Consider the following 20,215-nt stretch of genomic DNA (forward strand, 5'->3'; position numbering starts at 1 on the left):
GGCTTGCCGGACCAATCGCGAGGAAAAAATGGCTGGGAATACCGACATCCATGAAATGAAAGCCCGCATCGTCGTGTTCGGCGTCGGCGGCGCCGGCGGCAATGCCGTGAACAACATGATCACGGCCGGGCTCGAGGGCGTCGAGTTCGTCGTCGCCAACACCGACGCACAGGCGCTGGCGATGTCGAAGGCGCGGCGACTGATCCAGCTCGGCACCAAGGTGACCGCGGGCCTCGGCGCCGGCTCGCAGCCGGAACTGGGACGCGCCGCGGCCGAAGAGGCGATCGATGCGATCCGCGAGCAATTGGCCGGCGCGCACATGGTGTTCGTGACGGCCGGGATGGGCGGCGGCACCGGCACCGGGGCGGCACCCGTCGTCGCCAGGACCGCGCGCGAGCTCGGCATTCTCACCATCGGCGTGGTCACCAAGCCGTTCTACTTCGAGGGCCAGCGCCGGATGCGCTTTGCCGAAGCCGGCATCGAGGAGCTGCTGAAGACGGTCGACACCCTCCTGATCATCCCGAACCAGAACCTGTTCCGGGTGGCCAGCGAGAAGACCACATTCGCCGATGCCTTCGCCCTGGCCGACCAGGTGCTCTACTCGGGCGTCGCCTGCATCAGCGACCTCATCGTCAAGGAAGGCCTGATCAATCTCGATTTTGCCGACGTCCTCTCCGTCATGAAGGAGAAGGGCAAGGCCATGATGGGACGGGGCGAGGCCTCCGGCGAGAAGCGCGTGCTGGCCGCCGCCGTCGCGGCGATCTCCAATCCGCTGATCGAGAATCCCTCGATCAAGCGCGCCAGCGGCCTCATCATCTCCATCACCGGCGGCAGGGATCTCATGCTGTACGAGGTCGACGAAGCCGCCACCCGCATTCGCGACGAGGCCGACCCGGACGCCAACATCATCGTCGGCGCGTCCTTCGACGAAAGCCTGGAGGGCATCGTCCGCGTCTCGGTGGTGGCGACCGGGATCGACAATCTCGACCCGGCGCAGGCGCTGCCGGTGGAAACCGCCCTCACACAGCTCGCCGGAAAGCTGCGCAATGACGGCCGGCGCATCGCCGATCGCATCGAGCGCAGCGCACCGCTTCCGCAAGTGGGCAGCCCGCCGCTCCGCCCGCAGCCGCACCACCCCGTGGGGCCTCCGGCCCGGTTGGGTCCGGACCATGCGCGCCACGCGGCGATTCAGCCGCTCGATCCCTACGGCCGCGCGCCCGCGCGCAATGCGCCCGACGAGACCGTTCTCGATATCCCGGCCTTCCTGCGCCGCGCCGCCAACTGAGCGGTGGCGAGCCGGGTCGCCAATGCCGGAACCAACGCTTGCGACGCGACAACGCGCTGAGACCAGCCGTGTTCTCGTCACGCATGCGGTGGGCTCCCTCTCCCGCTTGCGGGAGAGGGTTGGGGAGAGCGTGGCTCCGCAATGGGACCCTCCCAATGTGGAGAGAGCCCCCACGCGGCGCTTCGCGCCGACCTCCCCCGCAAGCGGGAGAGGTTGAGCGAGCCCGCGGCCCGATCGGTCCAACCAAAAGCTATTCTGCACCAGAAGTCCGCGCGCCTGGAGCGCGCGGCTGCTTCACGCGGCCGTGCTGCGCGGGCTCTCCGCGACGTCCTTCTTGTCCGGCTCCTTGTCGCGCGACAGCCAGGCCGGAAAGCGAAGCAGGCGTTCGTTGGGGTCTTTCGGCAGCTCGATCGGCGGCGCTTCAACGGCCGAACTCGGCAAGTCCAGCGCCGCCTGCCCCGAGCGCACCGCATCCGCGCGCTGATCCAGCTCGCGCAACAGGGGATCGAGCACGCTGTCGATCTCGGTCGCCACCGATACCAGGAAACTGTTGAGCTCGCGCGCTTCGGGCACCACGGCCGTGGCCTGCTCGATCGCCTTGGAGAGACCGTCGACGACGGGCGCAAACGCGCCGGCGGCTTGCTTGATTCGCGTCTTGATGACTTCGATCTCGGCCAGGACGCGCTCACGCTCCCGCCTTTTCTTCTCCTCGCCGAGGCGCGCTTCGATTTCGGCGATCTGGGCCGCCAGGGTCGTGGCTTCGGATGCGAGCGCATCGCGCCTGCCGCGCGCGCGATCGAGATCGCGGCTGAGATGGTCCACTAAGTCGTCCTTTCCGAACATGGCTTTGCTCCCTAGGACAGGCGTCTTGCCCTGTAGGACGGCCTTGGCGCGAACCGCCAGCCTCGCCACCAACCGGATGGCCGGATCGGCCGAAACAGGCATCAACTTCAGTCGCGTCACATGAGCCGACATGGTGATCCCCCCATCGTCAACATTAGGCGACCGCATGGTTAACAGGGGGTTAACATCAACAGACGATGCGGCGATGGGACTGCATCCCCGCGGCGTCGCCTTCGTCTCCTCGCTCGCCCCCATTTCCGCTATACTCGCCCCGGTAGCATCACCCGGAGGCGCATCCCATGGAGCACGCAGCCAGACCCGAACCGAAAAACCTCGTCATCTGCTGTGACGGCACCGGCAACGAGATCTCGGAGAACATCTCCAACGTCCTGAAGCTCTATCGCTGCCTGCGCAAGACCGAGAGGACGCATCCGCGGCAGATGGTGTTTTACGATCCCGGGGTCGGCACGGTGACGGAGCCGTCGACCTGGAACAGGTGGAAGTCCAACATCAAGACGGTGCTGGGGCTCGCCACCGGCTACGGGCTCGACGACAACGTGCTCTCGGCCTATGGCTTCCTGGTCGAGCATTATGCGCCCGGCGACAAGATCTTCCTGTTCGGGTTTTCGCGCGGCGCCTACACGGTGCGCGTGCTGGCGGGGCTGATCCACAAGGTCGGGCTGATCTCGCCGGAGCAGGCGAACCTCGCAGGCTCGGGCCTCATCGCCTACAAGCAATATTCCGGGCTCGGGCGCGGCAACGACATCGAGGACCTCAAGGACATCGCGGTCGACGAGCAGGGGCCGCTGCCGAAGGACGCATTCGACCTCGCCGCGCAGTTCGCGCGCATCACCTCGACGCGCTGGCCGACCATCCATTTCATCGGCGTCTGGGACACGGTGGCGAGCGTGATCGTGCCGCGGCGCGACGTGTTCTTCCTGGTGTTCAGCCTGGAGGAGCTCGCCTTCACGCTGCGCAATCCCAGCGTCAACATCTTCCGCCAAGCGATCGCGATCGACGAGCGGCGCTGCATGTTCCGCCTGAAAGCGTACGAGGAGCCGCAGCAATTCTGGAGCCATCGCTACGTGCGAGACGAGAAGAAGGTGCCGCAGGACATTTTGCAGGTCTGGTTCGCCGGCGTGCATTGCGACGTCGGCGGCGGCTATCCGGAAGCCGAGAGCGCGGAATCGAAATATCCGCTGCTGTGGATGATCGAGGAGGCTGCGAAGGCGGGCCTGAACTTCAACCCGCGCACCGTGAACCAGCTGGCCTGGGGCATCCAGCGCAAGGCCTCGCCGTTCAGCTATGTCGCGCCCGCGTACACCGGTAGAGCCGGCAAGCTGCACGATTCCATGAGCGCGGCCTGGCGCGTGCTGGAGTATCTGCCGAAGAGCGCGACATACAAGGAGTGGCCGGAGCGCAAGGTCTTTGCAGGGTTCTACATCCCCGACAGCGAACCGCGCTTCATCCCCCAAGGCGCGCATGTGCATGAGAGCGTGCTGAAGCGCATGGCGGTCGAGCCCGGGTATCGGCCGGTGAATTTGCCGCGGGAGTACGTGACGGTGCCGATGCCGGTGGCGCCGGGCGTGGATCTGACCGCGGGCGGGGAGGTTGTGAGCTAAAGTAGTGCCACCCTCCCCTGGAGGGTGGGCATCCCGCTACCGCCGCTTTCTCCGATCACCGCTACTTTTCATTAAAATTCTCCGCCGCGCCTTAGGCTGATCGCAGAAATTGCTCCGCCATCATTGGAACCCTGCCACCGCGCCTTGCTTTGGCATGAGCGAAAAACTTTTTCGGATCATGCCGCCGCGGACTTGGAGGAGAGTGCCAATGCATCCGCGTCGACATGCCCGTGTCAAACCCGCCGGCCTGGTGTCCCGCCAGGCCAAGATCATCACCGACCCGCGCGCGCCCGTGATCGTCTGCACGCTGATCGACTATTCGCCGGGCGGGGCCTGCGTCGATCTCGGCGGCCAGGTGAAGATTCCCGATCGGTTCGAGCTGCTGCACGTGAACACCAAAAAGCGCTGCAAGCCGCATCGCCTGGAAGCGCGGCACGCGGGTGGGCGTGGTGTTTTGAGAGTGATGGATTCGCAAGCCTCACTCCGTGGGAGGCGCCCCCTCCCCCGCAAGCGGGAGAGATTAAAGGAGCCCGCGGCACGACTGTTCTCTAGCAACTGTTCTTAGGCCCGCATCCTTGCCTTCGCGCCCGCGACGATCTGCATCGCCACGCCGGCGATCCAGGCGATCAGCACCAGCAGGGTCAGCGCGTCGTGCGGCTCGAGGCGGAGCACGATGACGGCGACGGAGGCAAGTGACGCCAGCGTGGCGCACAGCGTGCCGGCGGAGCTCAGGAATTCCGCGGCATCGATCTGGCTGTGCGCGTCATCGAAGGGCAGTTGCGGCGTGTCGATGCCGAGATAGAAGCCGACGACGCCGAGCAGCATCATCAACAGCAGAAAGCCCTGCGTGGTGAGCGAGGTGAAGGCCGATCCGACATAGGCGCCGACGAACAGCCCGCACGCGGCACCGGCCATCGCGAGGCCCAATCGCTCGAACACGTGGGCGGTCTTGCGAACACGAAACCGCATGGCGGACCTCCGTGATGCCCCTGACATCGGGAGGTTAGGCCCATTTTGCGACCGGTGGAAGGCGAGGAGAGTTACGGATACGTGAGGACTCCGTGACTTCGCCCGTTGTCACGGGGTGACGAAAATCACCGCGCCCCGAACGTCGTCTTGCCGAACAGCGCCTTCTGCGTCGCAGGCTGCGAGCGCCAGTATTGCGGCGGGGCTTCGACTTCGCCGCCGACTTCCGCAGCGGCGTGCCAGCCCCAGCGGGGATCGTAGAGCATGCCGCGGGCGAGTGCGATCATGTCGGCCTTCCCGGAGGCGATGATCTCCTCGGCCTGCCTGGCTTCCGTGATCAGGCCGACCGCGATGGTGGGCAGCCCGGTCTCACGCTTGATCGCTTCTGCGAACTGCACCTGATAGCCGGGGCCGAGCGTGATCTTCTGCAGCGGCGAGACGCCGCCGGAGGAGGCGTCGATCCAGTCGACGCCGCGCGCCTTCAACGCTCTGGCAAACTGGATGGTCTGCGCCAGGTCCCAGCCGCCCTCGACCCAATCGGTCGACGACACCCGCATACCGACAGGCTTGTCGTGCGGGAACACCGCGCGCACCGCGTCGTAGATCTCGAGCGGGAAGCGCATGCGGTTTTCAAGTGACCCGCCATAGTCGTCGGTGCGCTTGTTGGAGATCGGCGACAGGAATTGATGCAGCAGGTAGCCGTGCGCGCCGTGCAGCTCGATGGCGTCGATGCCGATGCGCTCCGCGCGTTTCGCCGCCTCGACAAAGGCCTCGCGGATGCGCGTCAGACCGGCCGCATCGAGCGCGACCGGCGCCGCCTCGCCTTCCTTGTGCGGGATCGCCGACGGCGCCACCGTCTGCCAGCCGCCTTGCTGCTCGGCGATCAGCTGGCCGCCGTCCCAGGGCCGCGCACTCGACGCCTTGCGGCCGGCATGGGCGAGCTGCATCCCGATCGCGGTGGAGGAATGCTTGCGCACGGAGGAGAGGATCTGCTTCAGCGCGGCCTCCGAGGCGTCGCTGTAGAGGCCGAGGCAGCCCGGCGTGATGCGGCCGATCGCCTCGACATGGGTCGCCTCGATGCAGAACATCGCCGCGCCCGACAGCGCGAGATTGTTGATGTGGGTGAAATGCCAATCGGTGGGAACGCCGTCTTCGGCCGAATACTGGCACATCGGCGACACCACGACGCGGTTCTTCAGCGTCAGGCCGCGCAGCTTGATCGGGGAAAACAGGGCGCTCATGCAGAATCCGGGACGGGAGGAATGGAAGCGATTGCATGAAGTTTAGTGGCGCACGCGCGAATTGCGAGCTGCGCGGGCGGCATGGCAGCCGTGACGCCATGCATGCGGGTGTGGTGTGATGTCGCCCCCTACGGATGAATGGGTCGCAGGACGGCGCGGGGCGTTCAAGCCGATCGCCGGCTCGCGGGTGTGAACGCGGGTTCGCGTGCGCTCACTCCACCAGCGTGAACTGCAACAGCAGCGTCCGCTGCAGCATCGAGAAATTATCGTCCGACACCATGGTCAGAACGGTCTCGCCGTCGGGCGTGACGTGGAAGTCGATGCCCTCCATGTTGTCGATCTCGTGGCCGAGATCGGCCTCGAACACGACGGGGCCGTCGACCAATGCGCCCGGCGCGATCGCCTTCAACGGTAACGAGCGGATGCGGATGTTGATGCCCGTGAACCAGGAGAATTTGCGCTCGAGGATGAGCAGCTCGCTCGATGGCAGCAGCACGGCATCGCTGATGAACTGCTTGTCGGAGCGCCTGATGCTGAACTGGCCGGGCGATGGACCGCCGAGCAGGAAGCCGATCAGATTGCCGTCGGCGTCGAAGCCGCCTTCGGACATCGCGATCAGCGTGCCCGCGAGCGGCTGGCCTTTCATGTCCCGGGGTACGAACACCAGCGCCTCGAGCCCCTTGTTGTAGGGCAGCTTGCGGATCGCCTGTGGCGTCGGCAGCACCTCGCCGCGGGCGCGCGTGCCACCCTTGGCAAAGTCGAAACGCATGATCTGGTTGACGCGTTCGAGCCCGACATAGACGAGCGAGCCGTCACGCGCGAGCGACTCGGTATCGTACCAGAGCCGCTTCTCCGTGATCGGACGCCCCTCGCCGTTCAGCATCGGCGCAGCCTCGACGTCGTCGAGCCCGGCCATCTTGCCGCCGGAATAGCGGATGGCGCCCGTGAACCAGGTGCCCTGATCCGACAGTGAGAGGAAGCGCTCGCCTTTGTCGTCGAGGAAGCGAAGAGCAGAGAGGCCGCCGAAGCCGCGATGCGGCGAGGTCAGCACCAGACCGCTACGATAAGCGAGCTGCCCGAAGCGCGTGCGCGCACGGTCGCGCGGCTCGAAATCGGGAATCGGCCGCGCGTTGACCTCGATGCCGACAGGTGCGGTGACCGCGTGCTCGGGCTGCGCCGGCCTTTGGTCCGGCTGAGCCTGCTTGGCCGTCGACTGCGCCTGCGCGAGCCGCGACAGAGCGAGAGTGGAAAATCCCGCCGCCGCGTGGCCGAGAAAGAAGCGGCGGGATGAGTGCGTGCTCACGAATGCAATTTGCGTCGCGGGCGACCGGCCGGCTGTGAGGGCGCCGTGTTGGTTTCGCTGAAGAGTTCAGCGAGCTTCTCGGTGATGGCGCCGCCGAGCTCTTCGGCGTCCACGATCGTCACGGCGCGGCGGTAGTAGCGCGTCACGTCGTGGCCGATGCCGATCGCGATCAGCTCGACCGGCGAGCGGGTCTCGATCTCCTCGATGATGTGGCGCAGATGCCGCTCGAGATAGTTGCCGGGGTTGACCGACAGCGTGGAATCGTCGACCGGCGCGCCGTCCGAGATCATCATCAGGATCTTGCGCTGCTCGGGCCGGCCGAGCAGGCGCTTGTGCGCCCAGTCGAGCGCCTCGCCGTCGATGTTCTCCTTCAGCAGGCCCTCGCGCATCATCAAGCCGAGGTTTTTCCGCGCACGGCGCCAGGGCGCGTCGGCGGACTTGTAGATGATGTGACGGAGATCGTTGAGACGGCCGGGATTGGCCGGCTTGCCGGCGGCGAGCCACGCCTCACGCGACTGCCCGCCCTTCCAGGCGCGCGTCGTGAAGCCCAGGATCTCGACCTTGACGCCGCAACGCTCCAGCGTGCGCGCGAGAATGTCGGCGCAGGTGGCGGCAACCGTGATCGGGCGGCCGCGCATCGAGCCGGAATTGTCGAGCAGCAGCGTGACGACAGTGTCGCGGAACGTCGCCTCCTTCTCGTGCATGAAGGACAGCGGGTGATAGGGATCGGTCACCACGCGCGAAAGCCGCGCGGGGTCGAGGATGCCCTCTTCGAGATCGAACTCCCAGGCGCGATTCTGCTGCGCCATCAACCGGCGCTGCAGCCGGTTGGCGAGGCGCGCGACGATGCCCTGCAGATGCGCGAGCTGCTTGTCGAGATAGGCGCGCAGGCGCTCCAGCTCGTCATGGTCGCAGAGATCTTCGGCGGCGATGACCTCGTCGAATTTCGGCGCGAAGGCGTGGTATTCCGGCCCGCGCGGCTCGTTCCTGCCGTGCGAATTCGGACGTGTCGCCTCGCCCGGCGTCTCGTCGTCGCCGAGCTCGCCGTCGTCGAAGCTATCAGACGTCGAGGCCTGCGCGCTTTCCATCGCGCTGTCGCTCATCTCCTCGGATGAGGCCTGCGCCTGGTCCGCGCTCATCTCCTGCGCGGCGTCGGAATCGGGCGATCCCTCCGCGCCGGACTGATCGTTGTCGCCGTCCTGGTTCTCGTCGTTGTCGTCATTGTCCTCGCTGTCGGCGCTGCGCTCGTCGCCGAGCTCGAGCGCGGTCAGGAGATCATGCACGGCATCGCTGAACTTGGTCTGGTCCTCGACCACGCGGTCGAGCCGGTCGAGCCGCTTGCCGATCTTGTCTTCGAGGATGGGCCGCCAGAGATCGACCATCTTCCGCGCGGCGGCGGGCGGCGCCAGGCCCGTGAGGCGCTCGCGCACCAGCATCGCCAGTGCGTCGGCCAGCGGCGCGTCGGCGCGGTCGGTGATCTCGTCGAACTTGCCGCGATGGAAGTGGTCGTCGAGCATCGCGGTGAGGTTTTTCGCGACGCCAGCCATGCGGCGCGCGCCGATCGCCTCGACGCGGGCCTGCTCGACCGCCTCGAACACGCCACGTGCCTGCGGATTGCCCGGCATCAGCTTGCGATGCAGCTTGGCGTCGTGGCAGGCGAGCTTGAGCGCGATGGAATCGGCGTGGCCGCGCACGATCGCCGCATCGCGTTTTGTCATCTTTCGCGCGGGTTCGGGCAATCGCGCCTTGCCGGGCGCAAGACCCGGGCGCTCGGCCGCGAAGCTCACGTCGAGCTCGGGCGTCTTCGCGATGGCCTTCAGACAGGACGCCACCGAGCGCTTGAACGGCTCGGTCGGGGCTTCCTTGGTGTTACGGAATTTGGAGTTGGAGGGCGTGCTCATCTCGATCTCACCGTCGTCCCGGCGAAAGCCCGGATCCATAACCACCGGCGGTCATGACTTCAGAGAAATTGGCCACGTCGCTTCAATCGAGACATCACGCGGCATGGGCCCCGGCTTTCGCCGGGACGACATACCGAGAGAGATCAGCTGAGCGCCACGTTGACTGCGGATTCCGGCAGCTCCGCGTTGAAGCAGCGCTGGTAGAACTCGGCGACCAGGGGCCGCTCGAGCTCGTCGCACTTGTTGAGGAAGGTGACGCGGAACGCGAAGCCGATATCGCCGAAGATGTCGGCATTCTCGGCCCAGGTGATCACCGTGCGCGGGCTCATCACCGTCGACAGGTCGCCGTTGGCGAAGGCGTTACGGGTGAGATCGGCGAGGCGCACCATCTTGTTGACGATGTCCTTGCCTTCCTGGGTGCGATAGTGCTTGGCCTTGGCCAGCACGATCTCCACTTCCTCGTCGTGGCTGAGATAGTTGAGCGTGGTGACGATCGACCAGCGGTCCATCTGGCCCTGGTTGATCTGCTGGGTGCCGTGGTAGAGGCCCGAAGTATCGCCGAGGCCGACCGTGTTGGCGGTCGAGAACAGGCGGAACGCCGGATGCGGCTTGATCACCTTGTTCTGGTCGAGCAGCGTCAGGCGTCCCGAGACCTCCAGCACGCGCTGGATCACGAACATCACGTCCGGGCGGCCGGCGTCGTATTCGTCGAACACCAGCGCGACGTTGTTCTGGAGTGCCCAGGGCAGGATGCCGTCGCGGAATTCGGTGACCTGCTTGCCGTCGCGGACCACGATGGAGTCCTTGCCGACGAGGTCGATACGGCTGATGTGGCTGTCGAGATTGACGCGCACGCAGGGCCAGTTCAGGCGGGCGGCGACCTGCTCGATATGGGTGGATTTTCCGGTGCCGTGATAGCCGGTGACCATCACGCGGCGATTGCGGGCGAAGCCGGCGAGAATGGCAAGCGTGGTGGCGCGGTCGAAACGGTAGTCGGAATCGACTTCAGGCACATGAGGATCGACTTCGGAATAGGCCGGCACTTCGAGATCGCTGTCGATCCCGAACACCTGGCGCACCGACACCTTCATGTCGGGCATACCGGAAACTTCCTCAACTTTGGACATTGCGGCGGTCGTCATCAATCCTCCGAGGCCCCGGGCGGTCCCGAGACCAGTTATTTGCACAAGGCTGCGGCTGGGTGCGGCTGCGAACCTACCAGAGACAACGTGCCGGCAGAAGCCCGCGGCCCAATCAAAGTTCCGTTGTCTTTTCATTTAGATAGGCAAGGAACGCGATTTTTGGAAGGCTGCCCTGCAAATCGCGCCCAAATTTCGGCCCGGATAGGCACGCCCGGCCCGGGCGAATGGCACTTTCACCACCGCTCCTTACTTGTGTAAGGGTCTGAACCCGAATGCTCCAGCCCGCTACAGAGACGACGTGACGTCCTTCCTTGATCCCCTCATTTCCTTCGTTTCGGTCCATGCGTGGCTCGCCTACCTGACCCTGTTCCTGGCGGCCCTGCTCGAAGCGGTGCCAGTGGTGGGATCGGTGATCCCCGGCTCGACCATCATCCTGGCGCTGAGCGCATTGGTTCCCGGCGGGGACCTGAAGCTGCAATGGGTGCTGCTCGCAGCCGCCACCGGCGCCGTGCTGGGCGACGGCTCGGCCTATTGGCTCGGACACCGGCAGCAGCGCAAGATCCTCAACACCTGGCCGCTGGCCAATCATCCGCGCGTGATCCAGGAGAGCGAGACCTTTTTCCACCGCTTCGGCGCCTGGGCCGTATTCTTCGCCCGCTTCGTGCCGCCCATTCGCGCCTTCGTGCCGATCACGGCGGGTGCGCTCGACATGCCGCCGGCAAAGTTCTATGCGGTCAACATCCCCGCGATCCTGGTCTGGGCGCCGGTTCATGTGCTGCCGGGCGTGCTGGCAGTCTCGGCCTTCCACGACTATTTCGGCGTGCCGCACCAGGGGCATCTGGGCAAGCATCTCTGGATTCTGACCGTCGTGGCGGTGGCGATCGTACTGGGCGTGGCGGTCTGGATTTATCGCCGTCGGCAGAACGGCGTCGTCGCCGAGGCGAAGCCGCGGGCCTGATGGCGCAACGCCGGCCGTCGAGTCGCGTCCACCACGTTGCGTCTCTCGAGCACGATGGCGGGATCGCCGGCGTTGGATGAGGGCCGCAAGCACACAGCACAACAGGCGGGCAAACAGAGCTCTCTGTTGCCCAAACTGTGATCCGCCACGGCTCCGCAATGCGCAAATGTTCGTCAGCGAGGCGCGTTGTCGATTAATTGCTTCCCGGCGCATCGGCTTCGGATGACCCTCTCCCGATCACAGGCTGGCCATTGCGGTCGCCGAGATGACCGAAGGTGGTTGAATGCGCTCGAAACCAGCTGTTCGCAGGGTCTTGTTTGCGATCTCTGCCTGTGCGGTCATCTTGAATCCTGCTTCCCAAGCCACAGCCGAAGAGGTTCTGAAGGCACGGCTTGCGCAGAACCTGGGCCCGATCTCGGGCCTCGCGATTGTCGCCAAGGCGAACGGCCTGTTCGGCAAGCAGGGGCTCGACATCTCGGTCGCGAATTTCACCAGCGGAAAGCAGTGCCTGGACACGGTGATCGGCGGAGGCGCCGATATCGCGACCACGGCCGAAGCTCCGGTCACGGCGGCCGCGATGGCGCAGCAGCCGATCGCCTTCGTCGCCGGCATGGAGTACTCGGATCTGAAGACGATGACGGCCGCGTCCGCCGCAATCAGGACGAAAGAGGATTTGCGCGGCAAGCGCATCGGCTTCACGGCGGGAACCGGTAGCGAGGTCTACACCTCGGTTCTGCTGAAGGCGGCGGGATTGACGGCCAAGGACGTCATGCTTGTCAATCTTCGCCCCCAGGAGATGCTTCCCGCTCTGGCGGCCGGGAGCATTGAAGCCTTCGACACCTGGGAGCCGCACGTCGCGAATGCAAAGAAGGCGCTCGGTGAGGGTGCCGTCCTGCTCGATACGAAGGGAATCTACTCCGAAACCTTCAACATCGTCGTGACACGATCCTATCTGGAGGCAAACCCGGCAGTGTTGAGCAAATTCCTGGCTGCGCTCATTGAAGCGGAAGGCTGGGTCAAAGCCCATCCGGACGAAGCGATCGACATCGTTGCCGCGGCGACCGGCATGAAGCGCGATGAGCTTGCGCCGATCTGGTCGGATTACGTCTATCACCTGCGCCTCGACGACAAGCTGCTGGAGACTCTGAAAACGCATGCTGCCTGGCGGCTCGAAACCGGCAATCACCCGCCGGGAGCGGCGATGCCCGATTTCTCGAAGATCATTGCGGCGGCACCGCTGAAGGCGCTTGATCCCGCACGTGTGACGCTTTCGGTCGATCCATGAGCACCGGAGGGAGCAGCCGCACGACCTCGGCCGAACGTCTGAGCGTGCTTGTCGGCGCGCTCTCCGTGCCGGCCTTCGTCGGCGTATGGGAGTTGATCGCTCGGTCGCGGATCGTCAACGCGGTGCTGTTTCCACCGCCTTCCACGGTCGCGGTGGCCGTCCTTGATTGGATCCACAGCGGCCAGTTTTTGGGCGACCTCTCTGCGAGCTTGTTCCGTGTCACCGCAGGTTTCCTGATCGGGACGGCGGGCGGGATCATGCTCGGCGTCCTGACGGGCCGGTTCAGGCTGGTCTCGAGCCTGCTCTCCCCGTTGTTTCACATCCTCCGCCCAATCCCACCGATCGCCTTTGTGCCCATCGTGATCCTGTGGTTCGGGTTGTCCGAGGCCGGCAAGCTCTTTCTCGTCGTCTGGGGTGTGTTCTTCACCGTATGGCTCGCGACCCATATCGGCGTTCAGAAGGTCGATCGCGGGCTCGTTCGCGCCGCGCAGATGCTCGGCACGCCACGCCGGCAAATGCTCACGGAGATCATCCTGCTGGGCGCGCTTCCCTATATCGTCGTCGGCCTGCGCACCGCCGTCAGCATCTCCTTTTACACGCTCGTGGCCGCCGAGCTGGCGGGCGCGTTTGCCGGCATCGTCTACCGAATCGAGATTGCGCAACAGAACATGCAGACCGGGCAGGTCATGGGAGGGCTGGCGGCGCTCGGATTGCTCTCCTTCATCGCCGATCGTTCCTTCGCGGCCATTGCCGAGCGGGCCGTATGGTGGCGCTGATGCAGACCCCGCTTCGCCCGACCTCACCGCTGCGGCTCGTCGATGCTCCGCCGCAGCCTTCATCGGCCGCGCAGGAAGCGATCATCCGGGTCGACGATCTGAGTATCGTGTTCGATGTGCCGCGCGGCGAGGTCGTTGCGGTGGACCGGGTGTCCCTGGCCGTGCTGCCGGGTGAATTCGTCTCCCTGGTTGGTCCGTCGGGCTGCGGCAAGTCTACGCTCTTGAATGCGATGGCTGGCCTCGAACGGCCGTTCGAGGGCGAGGTCAAGGTCGCCGGCGAGCCGATGGTGGCGCCTCGACCTGAAATCGGGATGGTGTTCCAGCAGCCGCACCTGTTCCCCTGGAAATCGGTGCGCCGTAACATCGCTCACGGACCGCGCGCGCTCGGCAAGTCGAAAACGGAGGCGCTGCGGATCGCCGACGACCTGATCGACATGATCGGGCTGACGAGATTCGCGAACGCCTATCCGCATACGCTTTCAGGCGGCATGCAGCAGCGGGTGGCGATTGCTCGTGCCCTTGCAAACCAGCCGCGTGTGCTGCTCATGGACGAGCCGTTCGGTGCCCTGGACGCGCAGACCCGGGCTGTGATGCAGGATAATCTCCTCGAACTTCGCGACCGGATCCACGCCACGATCGTTTTCGTCACACATGACATCGACGAAGCCATTCTCCTGTCTGATCGCGTGCTGATCATGAGCGCCGGGCCGGGCCGCATCCTGCGGGATCTGTCCGTGGCCCTGCCAAGGCCGCGCTCCAGCGCTATTCTGACCGACGCTGCCTATTTCGCCCTCAAACGGGATTGCCTTGACCTGATCCGGACCGAAGGCCGCAAGGCGTTCGAGCAAATGGAAGCGGCGACCTGAACCGCCCGCAGCGGCTGGCATAGCTCTTGAATGGATCTGCTCCAGCAACGAGGGAGCGGGCAGATGTCAGCGGCAACTCTCAGGACCACGGCCGGGATCATGCTGGCGGAGTCGGATGCTCTGGTCAGGTCGCTGCCAGGCCTCCTCGATCCCCTTGATGAGGCTGACCGGCGCCGGGTGCTGGCCATCGGTCGCCACGAGGTTCGGGAAGCCGGCAAGCATATCTGGCGCCAGGGCGACACCCAGAACGGCATCTACCTGATCGAATCCGGCCGGATCCGCAGCTATTACGCAGCACCCTCCGGGCGTGAGGTGACGCTGGCCTACTGGTTCGGCGGCAATTTCGTCGGCGGGCCGGATCTCTTCGGAGCCGGCGCGCATATGTGGTCGTCGGTTGCCGTCGAGCGCAGCCTGCTGCTGTTTCTGCCTGGCCCCGCTCTGCGCGAGCTTGCACTTCAGTCGGCGACCATCGCGGTTGCGCTGCTGGATGCACTGGCCTTCAAGGCGAGATGTTACTCGGCCATGGCGCAAATGCTCGGCACACGATCGGTGACCGAGCGGTTGCAGCGCCTGCTGATCTTTCTGTCGAATATCTACGGCTCGCAGCACGGCCGCGAGATCGTGCTCGGCATTCCTTTCACCCACGGCGATCTCGCCAACCTGATTGGCGCGACGCGGCAGTGGGTGACGGTGCAGCTATCTCGCATGCAGGCGCGAGGCATCATCCGCTACGACAGAAGCCTGATCGTCATTCTGAATTTGCGCGCGCTCGACCTCGAAATCGTCTAAAGCGCGATGAGATTAGGATGAATCGTCATCGCACTTTGGGTCATTGTTTGAGCATGATCTTTTCGGAAAACCGCTGCACGCTTTTCCGGATCATGCTTTAGCCCGCGGCACGCGAATAGACATTCAGACCGAACAAGGCGGCGCCATCGTCGCGCTGCCATCGCGAGGCGAAGTCCAGGAGCGCGTGATCATGCCATGCGGGTGCCAGCAGGGTGACGCCCATCGGCATGCCGCCGGCGAGCGTCGCGTTGGGAAGCGACACCGCACACAGATCCAGGAGATTGACGGCGTAGGAGTAGTGTCCCAGACACGTATTGAGCGTGATGGGATCTTCCAGCATCTCCGCGATGGTGAAAGGACGCGGCGCAGTCGGCACGATGAGGACGTCGATCTGCTCGAAGAGCCCCCGGACCTGCCGCCGCAACTGCAGGAGTCGATGTTGCGCAGCGAACGCATCAGCCGCTGTAAACTCCGCCGCGCGCTGCAACACCTTGCGCGTCACCTCCAGCAGATGGCCGTGATCGACGTCGAAGAGCTTGCTGATCGCCGCGTAGCGTTCCGCGATCCACGGGCCCGAGAACAGCATTTCGCCGGCCTCGGCGAAGGGCCTGAAGTCGATCTCGCGGGCCTTGCCTCCCAGGCCCACCAGCCGCTCGCAAGCCTGCTCGTAAAGCCCATCGCACTCGGGCGACCCGAATGAATTGAGCTGAAAGGCGGAAATGCGTCCGAAGCGGAATTCGTCGGGGACGGCGGATGACGGCTCGCGCGCGTCACGGCTGTAGGGATCTTCCTCGTCGAAGCCCTCGATCAGTTCGAGCAACAATCTGCCCTCGGAGACCGAATTGCAGAAGATCGACGGACAATCGAGCGTCGGGCAGTTCGGAACGAGCCCGCGGGATGAGACAAGCCCGACGGTCGGCTTGATTCCGATGATGCCGTTGAAACCTGCCGGTACCCGGCCTGAGCCGCCGGTGTCGGTGCCGAGTGAGAAAGCAACGTGCCCGGCAGCCACGGCGACGGCCGAGCCCGAGCTCGACCCGCCGGAGATGTAGCCGTCATCAGCGATGCTGGGGCAGGTGCCGTGCGGTGATCGGGCGCCGGACAGCCCGGTTGCGAACTGATCCAGGTTTGTCTTGCCGATACAGATTGCGCCGGCCGCGACGAGGCGCTCGACGCACCGAGCCGATCGCTCTGCAACGTAGGCGAAGGAGGGACAGGCCGCCGTGGTCGGCATGCCCGCCACGTCGATGTTGTCCTTCACGCCGAACGGCACACCGAGCAGAGGCAGGAATTCACCCTGCGCGGCACGCCGTGCGAGAGACTGGGCCTCCGTCAGCACCTCTTCCTTCGGCCTGACATGGATCCAGCAATTGCGGTGCTGGTCGCGTTCGATCCGCGCGTATGCCGTCGCGATGGTCGAACTCAGTTCGGATATCGTGCGAACGGGACGGCTTCGGCGAGATAGAGCGGCGGCTTGCGACACAAATGGCTCCCTGGAAGATCGAAGGAGCCGCAAACTGCCCGGAGCTGGACGGGGCGGAAAGCAATTAAGCGCCTCGGGCTGCCGCCGTGGTCAGGACCGCAAGCGGGAGCGGTCAGGAGCTTCCCGCCCGTCTTCCCGGCGCAGGTCCCACATACCTTGCCCGCGGCCGGATCAGCTTGCCGAACTGCAATTGCTCGCTCGCATGCGCGATCCAGCCGACGCTGCGGGCCATGGCGAACAGGGCGAGTTCGCTGCCGACAGGCAGGCGCAGTGCGTGCACGAGCACGGCGAGCACATAATCGATGTTGACGAACTCTCCGGTCGCCTCCGCGATCCGCTCCGGCACCTCTTTCGTGAATTTGCGCGGTGCGCCGGCGCGCGCGAGCGCGTTCAACAGGGATTGCGCGCGGGGATCGCCGTGCTTGTAGACGCCGTGGCCAAAGCCCGGGAAGCGCTCACCGAGCGCAACGCGCTCGCGCACCATCGGCTCCGCATCGCGGTCGACCAGGGTCTTGACGAGCTGCGAGGCCAGCACGCCGGCGCCGCCGTGCTTCGGGCCTTTCAACGCGGCGAGACCGGCGATGACGGAGTCGAAGAGATTGAGGCCGGTCGACGCCGCGCAGCGCGCGGTGAAGGTCGAGGCGTTCAATTCGTGGTCGGCCAGCAGCACGAGAACGCGGCGGATCAAGTCCGGCGCATGTTTGTTGTCGGCCGCCCAGGTCCGCGCGATTTGCTGATGCAGCGGCTCCGATGACGGCTCGGAATTCAACATCGTGGCAACAAGCAGCCGGACGATGCGTCCGCCGACCATCGCGCGGCCATCAGGCGCGCGGGTGAAGGCTCGGGAATCGGCGCTGGTTGCCAGCGCGAGCACCGCGATGGCGCGATCGATTGGCGCGGCACGGCGCGCGGCGTCCGCGATGGCGCGCATCTCGTCGGAGATTTTCGGCTGATTTTCGGCAGCAAAGGGATCTACGTCGGAGACGTCCCAGAGCAGCGTTGCGGCGTGCTCCAGCGTGTCGTTCTCGGCGAGATCCACGCAGTTGACGCCCCGGTAGATGGCGCCCTCCTCCGTGATGGTCGATATCTCCGTGTCCATCACGGGCAGATCGGCGTCAAAGCTGCGCAGGCCGCGCGGCTCCGGCGACGGCACCCGCCGCTCCTTCAAGGCGCGGACGTCCTCGGCGCGATAGCGGTTCCTGCGCGAATCCGGCGTCGGCTCGGAGCGGATCAGGCCGCGACTGACATAGGCGTAGAGCGTGGCCGGCGAGATCGCGAGTTCGGCAGCCGCTTCCCGGGCGGAGAGATAGAGGCCATCAAAATTTTTCATATTGATTGATGTAATCAAGATTGATCAATCTGTCGAGTGGTCCAATTCTCCTTTGGTGCAGCGCAAGGGAGATTTGCCATGAACATCCACCTCACGAAAAGCCAGATCGGGCTGGACGGCGTTCCCGCAGCCGAAACCGTGCTGAGCCATGTCGACGGCGAGCGCGGCGAACTGATCATTGCCGGCGACCATGTCGGCCGCCTCGCCGCTATCTCGAGTTTCGAGGGCGTCACCGCCCGGCTCTGGAATGGCGCGACCGGGAGCACGCTGAGCGAAGCCAATGTCCGGGCGAGCCTGGGGGCTGCGCGCGAGCGGGCCTTTGCGCGGCTCTCAGAGTTGCTGCCGGCGGCTCGGGGTATGGGCATCGTCGACGGATTTCGTGCGGCGGTCGCGGGCCTGCGCGCCGAGCACGGCCTCGCGCACGAAGCCACCATCGTCGGCGCATTTCCGGTGATCGCGGGCGCACTGGTCCGGCGCGCGAAAGGGCTCGATCCGGTCGCGCCAGATCCGACCGTGAGCCACGCGGCCGATACTCTGCGCATGCTGCATGGGCATGCGCCCGCTTCGGGCGAGGTCGCCGCGCTCGATGCTTATCTCGTCACCGCCAGCGACCACGGCATGAACGCCTCGACTTTCGCCACGCGGGTGGTCGCCTCGACACAGGCCGATCTGTTCGCCGCCGTCACCGCCGGTTATTGCGCGCTAACGGGACCGCTGCATGGCGGCGCGCCGGAGCCGGTGCTGGAAATGCTCGATGCGATCGGCTCGCGCGAGCGCATCCAGCCCTGGGTCGACGCGGCGCTGGCGCGCGGCGAGCGGATGATGGGTTTCGGCCACCGTGTCTATCGCGTCCGCGATCCGCGCGCCGACGTGCTCAAATCCGCGGTCGAGGCGCTCGCGTCCGCCGGCACCGATTTGCCGTTCGCCGGCGAGGTCGAGGCCTATATCCGCGCAGCGCTGCGCAAGAAGAATCCGGAACGGCCGCTGGAGACCAATGTCGAGTTCTTCACCGCGATCCTGCTCGACGCGCTGGCGATCCCGCGGCAGGCGTTCACGCCGATCTTCGCCGTCGCGCGCGCCGCCGGCTGGACCGCGCATGCGCGCGAGCAGCAGCGGACCGGGCGACTGATCCGGCCGAGCTCGTCCTATGTGGGCGCGATGCCGGAGGCGTGAGGAATTGCGACTTCCTCCCCCCTCTCCCCTTGTGGGAGAGGGTGGCTCGCCGCAAAGCGGCGAGACGGCTGAGGGTTCTCCCCGCGAGGACCCTCGTTCAAATGAATTTGCGGAAGCAACCCCTCATCCGGCGCTTCGCGCCAGCTGCTCCCGCAAGGGGAGAAGGAGGAGAACGGCGAGGCCCTACGCCTCCCGCACCACCGTCTTCAGATAATTATACGCCTTGATGATCTCGATCAGGCGGTCCTCGGTGGAGCGGTCGCCGCCGTTGGCGTCGGGATGGTGCTGCTTCACCAGGGCCTTGTACTTGGCCTTGACGTCGCCGAGCGTGGAATTCGGGCCGAGGCCCATGACCTGAAGCGCCTTGCGCTCCGCGTTCATGACCTTGCGCGTTTCGGCCTTGGGCTCGGCCTCCGGACCCTTCCGCCAGCTGGCGCGGCCGTTGATCTCACTGAACATGCTGAACGGATCGGACGCCATATCGATCTCGGCTTCCGCACCCTTCTTGCCGCCATTGGCGCCCATCTTCCAGGTTGGACGATGGCCGGTCAGCGCGTCCTTCTGATAGCGCGCGACGGCGTCGGCATTCATGCCTGAGAAGAAATTGTAGTTCTGGTTGTACTCGCGCACGTGGTCGAGGCAGAAGTGCCAGTATTCGCGCTGGTTATCACGACCCTTCGGCGCGCGATGCGCGCCCTTGTTCTGGCACCCGGTCCATTCGCAGGCCACCACGGTGTCGCGCGGCTTCACCTCGGGCTGCTTGCCCCGCGGCTTTACGCGGATGGAGTCGAAGAACTTTGATGGATCGATCGGCATGGCTGACTTTGACTACGCAACGCAAAAACCTTCAAGTCTTGACATTGCATTTAGCTACACACGCGGAGCCGAAGTTTCACTTCGGCATCCTCAAGTACGGCCGCCATAGGCGGCCTATGGGCAATTGACGGGCCGGATTCGCAAGCCTTAATGGCGCTCATGGTTATGAAAGACACTATCAGCAACAAGTTGCAGGAAGCTTTCACCCCCGAAAGCCTGCAGGTCGTCGACGAGTCACATTTGCATGAAGGCCATTCCGGCCATCGGCCGAGCGGCGAGACGCACTTCCGCGTTTATATCGTGTCTCAGGCCTTCAAAGGGAAGAGCCGGATCGACCGTCACCGCATGATAAATGCGGCGCTGGCGGCGGAACTTTCCGGCAGTGTGCATGCGCTGGCAATCCACGCGCAGGCGCCGGGGGAAGGCGGAACGTAAG

18 protein-coding genes and 1 pseudogene are annotated in these 20,215 nt (G+C 65.3%); 10 read left to right on the plus strand and 9 right to left on the minus strand.

Annotated elements, in window-relative coordinates:
* The first annotated feature begins 28 nt into the window (after positions 1 to 28).
* Entirely contained in the window at positions 29 to 1,285 is a 1,257-nt protein-coding gene (gene ftsZ, locus ACVIIW_RS07365) for a cell division protein FtsZ (protein ID WP_456700136.1), read from the plus strand.
* Positions 1,286 to 1,579: 294 nt separating this feature from the next.
* Here the strand turns inward: ftsZ and ACVIIW_RS07370 are convergent, their stop codons facing one another.
* On the minus strand, positions 1,580 to 2,383 hold the full coding sequence (locus ACVIIW_RS07370) for a hypothetical protein (RefSeq protein ID WP_456700137.1): 804 nt from the start codon (positions 2,381 to 2,383) through the stop codon (positions 1,580 to 1,582).
* Positions 2,384 to 2,427: 44 nt separating this feature from the next.
* On the opposite strand from ACVIIW_RS07370, the gene ACVIIW_RS07375 reads away from it, so the two are divergent.
* Together ACVIIW_RS07375 and ACVIIW_RS07380 are read left to right on the plus strand one after the other, a co-directional pair.
* Positions 2,428 to 3,750 (plus strand): DUF2235 domain-containing protein, encoded by a 1,323-nt coding sequence (locus ACVIIW_RS07375; protein WP_456700138.1) that lies wholly within the window; start codon positions 2,428 to 2,430, stop codon positions 3,748 to 3,750.
* Positions 3,751 to 3,958: 208 nt separating this feature from the next.
* Positions 3,959 to 4,208, plus strand: a pseudogene (locus ACVIIW_RS07380) (PilZ domain-containing protein).
* Positions 4,209 to 4,311: 103 nt separating this feature from the next.
* Here ACVIIW_RS07380 and ACVIIW_RS07385 read toward each other — a convergent pair.
* From ACVIIW_RS07385 to cobS, 5 genes are all read right to left on the minus strand, one after another.
* Positions 4,312 to 4,719, minus strand: coding sequence for a hypothetical protein (locus ACVIIW_RS07385; RefSeq protein ID WP_456700139.1), 408 nt, complete (start codon positions 4,717 to 4,719; stop codon positions 4,312 to 4,314).
* Positions 4,720 to 4,844: 125 nt separating this feature from the next.
* Positions 4,845 to 5,957 (minus strand): NADH:flavin oxidoreductase/NADH oxidase, encoded by a 1,113-nt coding sequence (locus ACVIIW_RS07390; RefSeq protein ID WP_456700140.1) that lies wholly within the window; start codon positions 5,955 to 5,957, stop codon positions 4,845 to 4,847.
* 211 nt (positions 5,958 to 6,168) lie between these two features.
* Entirely contained in the window at positions 6,169 to 7,260 is a 1,092-nt protein-coding gene (locus tag ACVIIW_RS07395) for an esterase-like activity of phytase family protein (RefSeq protein WP_456700141.1), read from the minus strand.
* Positions 7,257 to 9,161 carry a cobaltochelatase subunit CobT gene (cobT, locus tag ACVIIW_RS07400; protein ID WP_456700142.1) on the minus strand — a complete coding sequence of 635 codons (1,905 nt, stop codon included), beginning with the start codon at positions 9,159 to 9,161 and terminating at the stop codon, positions 7,257 to 7,259. Before cobT ends, ACVIIW_RS07395 begins: the two co-directional genes overlap by 4 nt.
* A 143-nt stretch (positions 9,162 to 9,304) precedes the next feature.
* On the minus strand, positions 9,305 to 10,303 hold the full coding sequence (gene cobS, locus ACVIIW_RS07405; RefSeq protein WP_456700143.1) for a cobaltochelatase subunit CobS: 999 nt from the start codon (positions 10,301 to 10,303) through the stop codon (positions 9,305 to 9,307).
* A gap of 298 nt (positions 10,304 to 10,601) precedes the next feature.
* Here cobS and ACVIIW_RS07410 point away from each other — a divergent pair, with 298 nt between their 5' ends.
* The 5 genes from ACVIIW_RS07410 (at position 10,602) to ACVIIW_RS07430 (ending at position 14,977) form a co-directional block, all read left to right on the plus strand.
* Positions 10,602 to 11,261, plus strand: coding sequence for a DedA family protein (locus ACVIIW_RS07410; RefSeq protein WP_456700144.1), 660 nt, complete (start codon positions 10,602 to 10,604; stop codon positions 11,259 to 11,261).
* A 343-nt stretch (positions 11,262 to 11,604) separates the two neighbouring features.
* Positions 11,605 to 12,546, plus strand: coding sequence for an ABC transporter substrate-binding protein (locus tag ACVIIW_RS07415; protein ID WP_456700145.1), 942 nt, complete (start codon positions 11,605 to 11,607; stop codon positions 12,544 to 12,546).
* Positions 12,547 to 12,611: 65 nt separating this feature from the next.
* Entirely contained in the window at positions 12,612 to 13,322 is a 711-nt protein-coding gene (locus ACVIIW_RS07420; RefSeq protein ID WP_456700146.1) for an ABC transporter permease, read from the plus strand.
* A complete protein-coding gene (locus ACVIIW_RS07425) occupies positions 13,310 to 14,188 on the plus strand; it encodes an ABC transporter ATP-binding protein (protein ID WP_456700147.1) in 879 nt (292 codons plus the stop codon). Before ACVIIW_RS07420 ends, ACVIIW_RS07425 begins: the two co-directional genes overlap by 13 nt.
* 63 nt (positions 14,189 to 14,251) lie before the next feature.
* The gene (locus ACVIIW_RS07430) at positions 14,252 to 14,977 is read left to right on the plus strand and encodes a Crp/Fnr family transcriptional regulator (protein WP_456700148.1); all 726 of its coding nucleotides are present in this window, start codon (positions 14,252 to 14,254) and stop codon (positions 14,975 to 14,977) included.
* Between the two features lie 97 nt (positions 14,978 to 15,074).
* Here ACVIIW_RS07430 and atzF read toward each other — a convergent pair whose 3' ends face one another.
* Entirely contained in the window at positions 15,075 to 16,460 is a 1,386-nt protein-coding gene (atzF, locus tag ACVIIW_RS07435) for an allophanate hydrolase (protein ID WP_456700149.1), read from the minus strand.
* Positions 16,461 to 16,572: 112 nt separating this feature from the next.
* On the minus strand, positions 16,573 to 17,790 hold the full coding sequence (locus ACVIIW_RS07440) for a citrate/2-methylcitrate synthase (protein WP_456700150.1): 1,218 nt from the start codon (positions 17,788 to 17,790) through the stop codon (positions 16,573 to 16,575).
* A gap of 78 nt (positions 17,791 to 17,868) precedes the next feature.
* Between ACVIIW_RS07440 and ACVIIW_RS07445 the strand changes: the two genes are divergently transcribed.
* Entirely contained in the window at positions 17,869 to 18,963 is a 1,095-nt protein-coding gene (locus ACVIIW_RS07445) for a citrate synthase/methylcitrate synthase (protein ID WP_456700151.1), read from the plus strand.
* A 183-nt stretch (positions 18,964 to 19,146) separates the two neighbouring features.
* Here the strand turns inward: ACVIIW_RS07445 and ACVIIW_RS07450 are convergent, their stop codons facing one another.
* Positions 19,147 to 19,779: a J domain-containing protein gene (locus ACVIIW_RS07450; RefSeq protein ID WP_456700152.1), complete on the minus strand. Its 633-nt coding sequence runs from the start codon at positions 19,777 to 19,779 to the stop codon at positions 19,147 to 19,149.
* Positions 19,780 to 19,938: 159 nt separating this feature from the next.
* Here ACVIIW_RS07450 and ACVIIW_RS07455 point away from each other — a divergent pair, with 159 nt between their 5' ends.
* Positions 19,939 to 20,214, plus strand: coding sequence for a BolA family protein (locus ACVIIW_RS07455; RefSeq protein ID WP_456705106.1), 276 nt, complete (start codon positions 19,939 to 19,941; stop codon positions 20,212 to 20,214).
* The last annotated feature ends 1 nt before the right edge of the window (position 20,215 follow it).

It is taken from the genome of Bradyrhizobium sp. USDA 4449 (genome assembly GCF_054056275.1).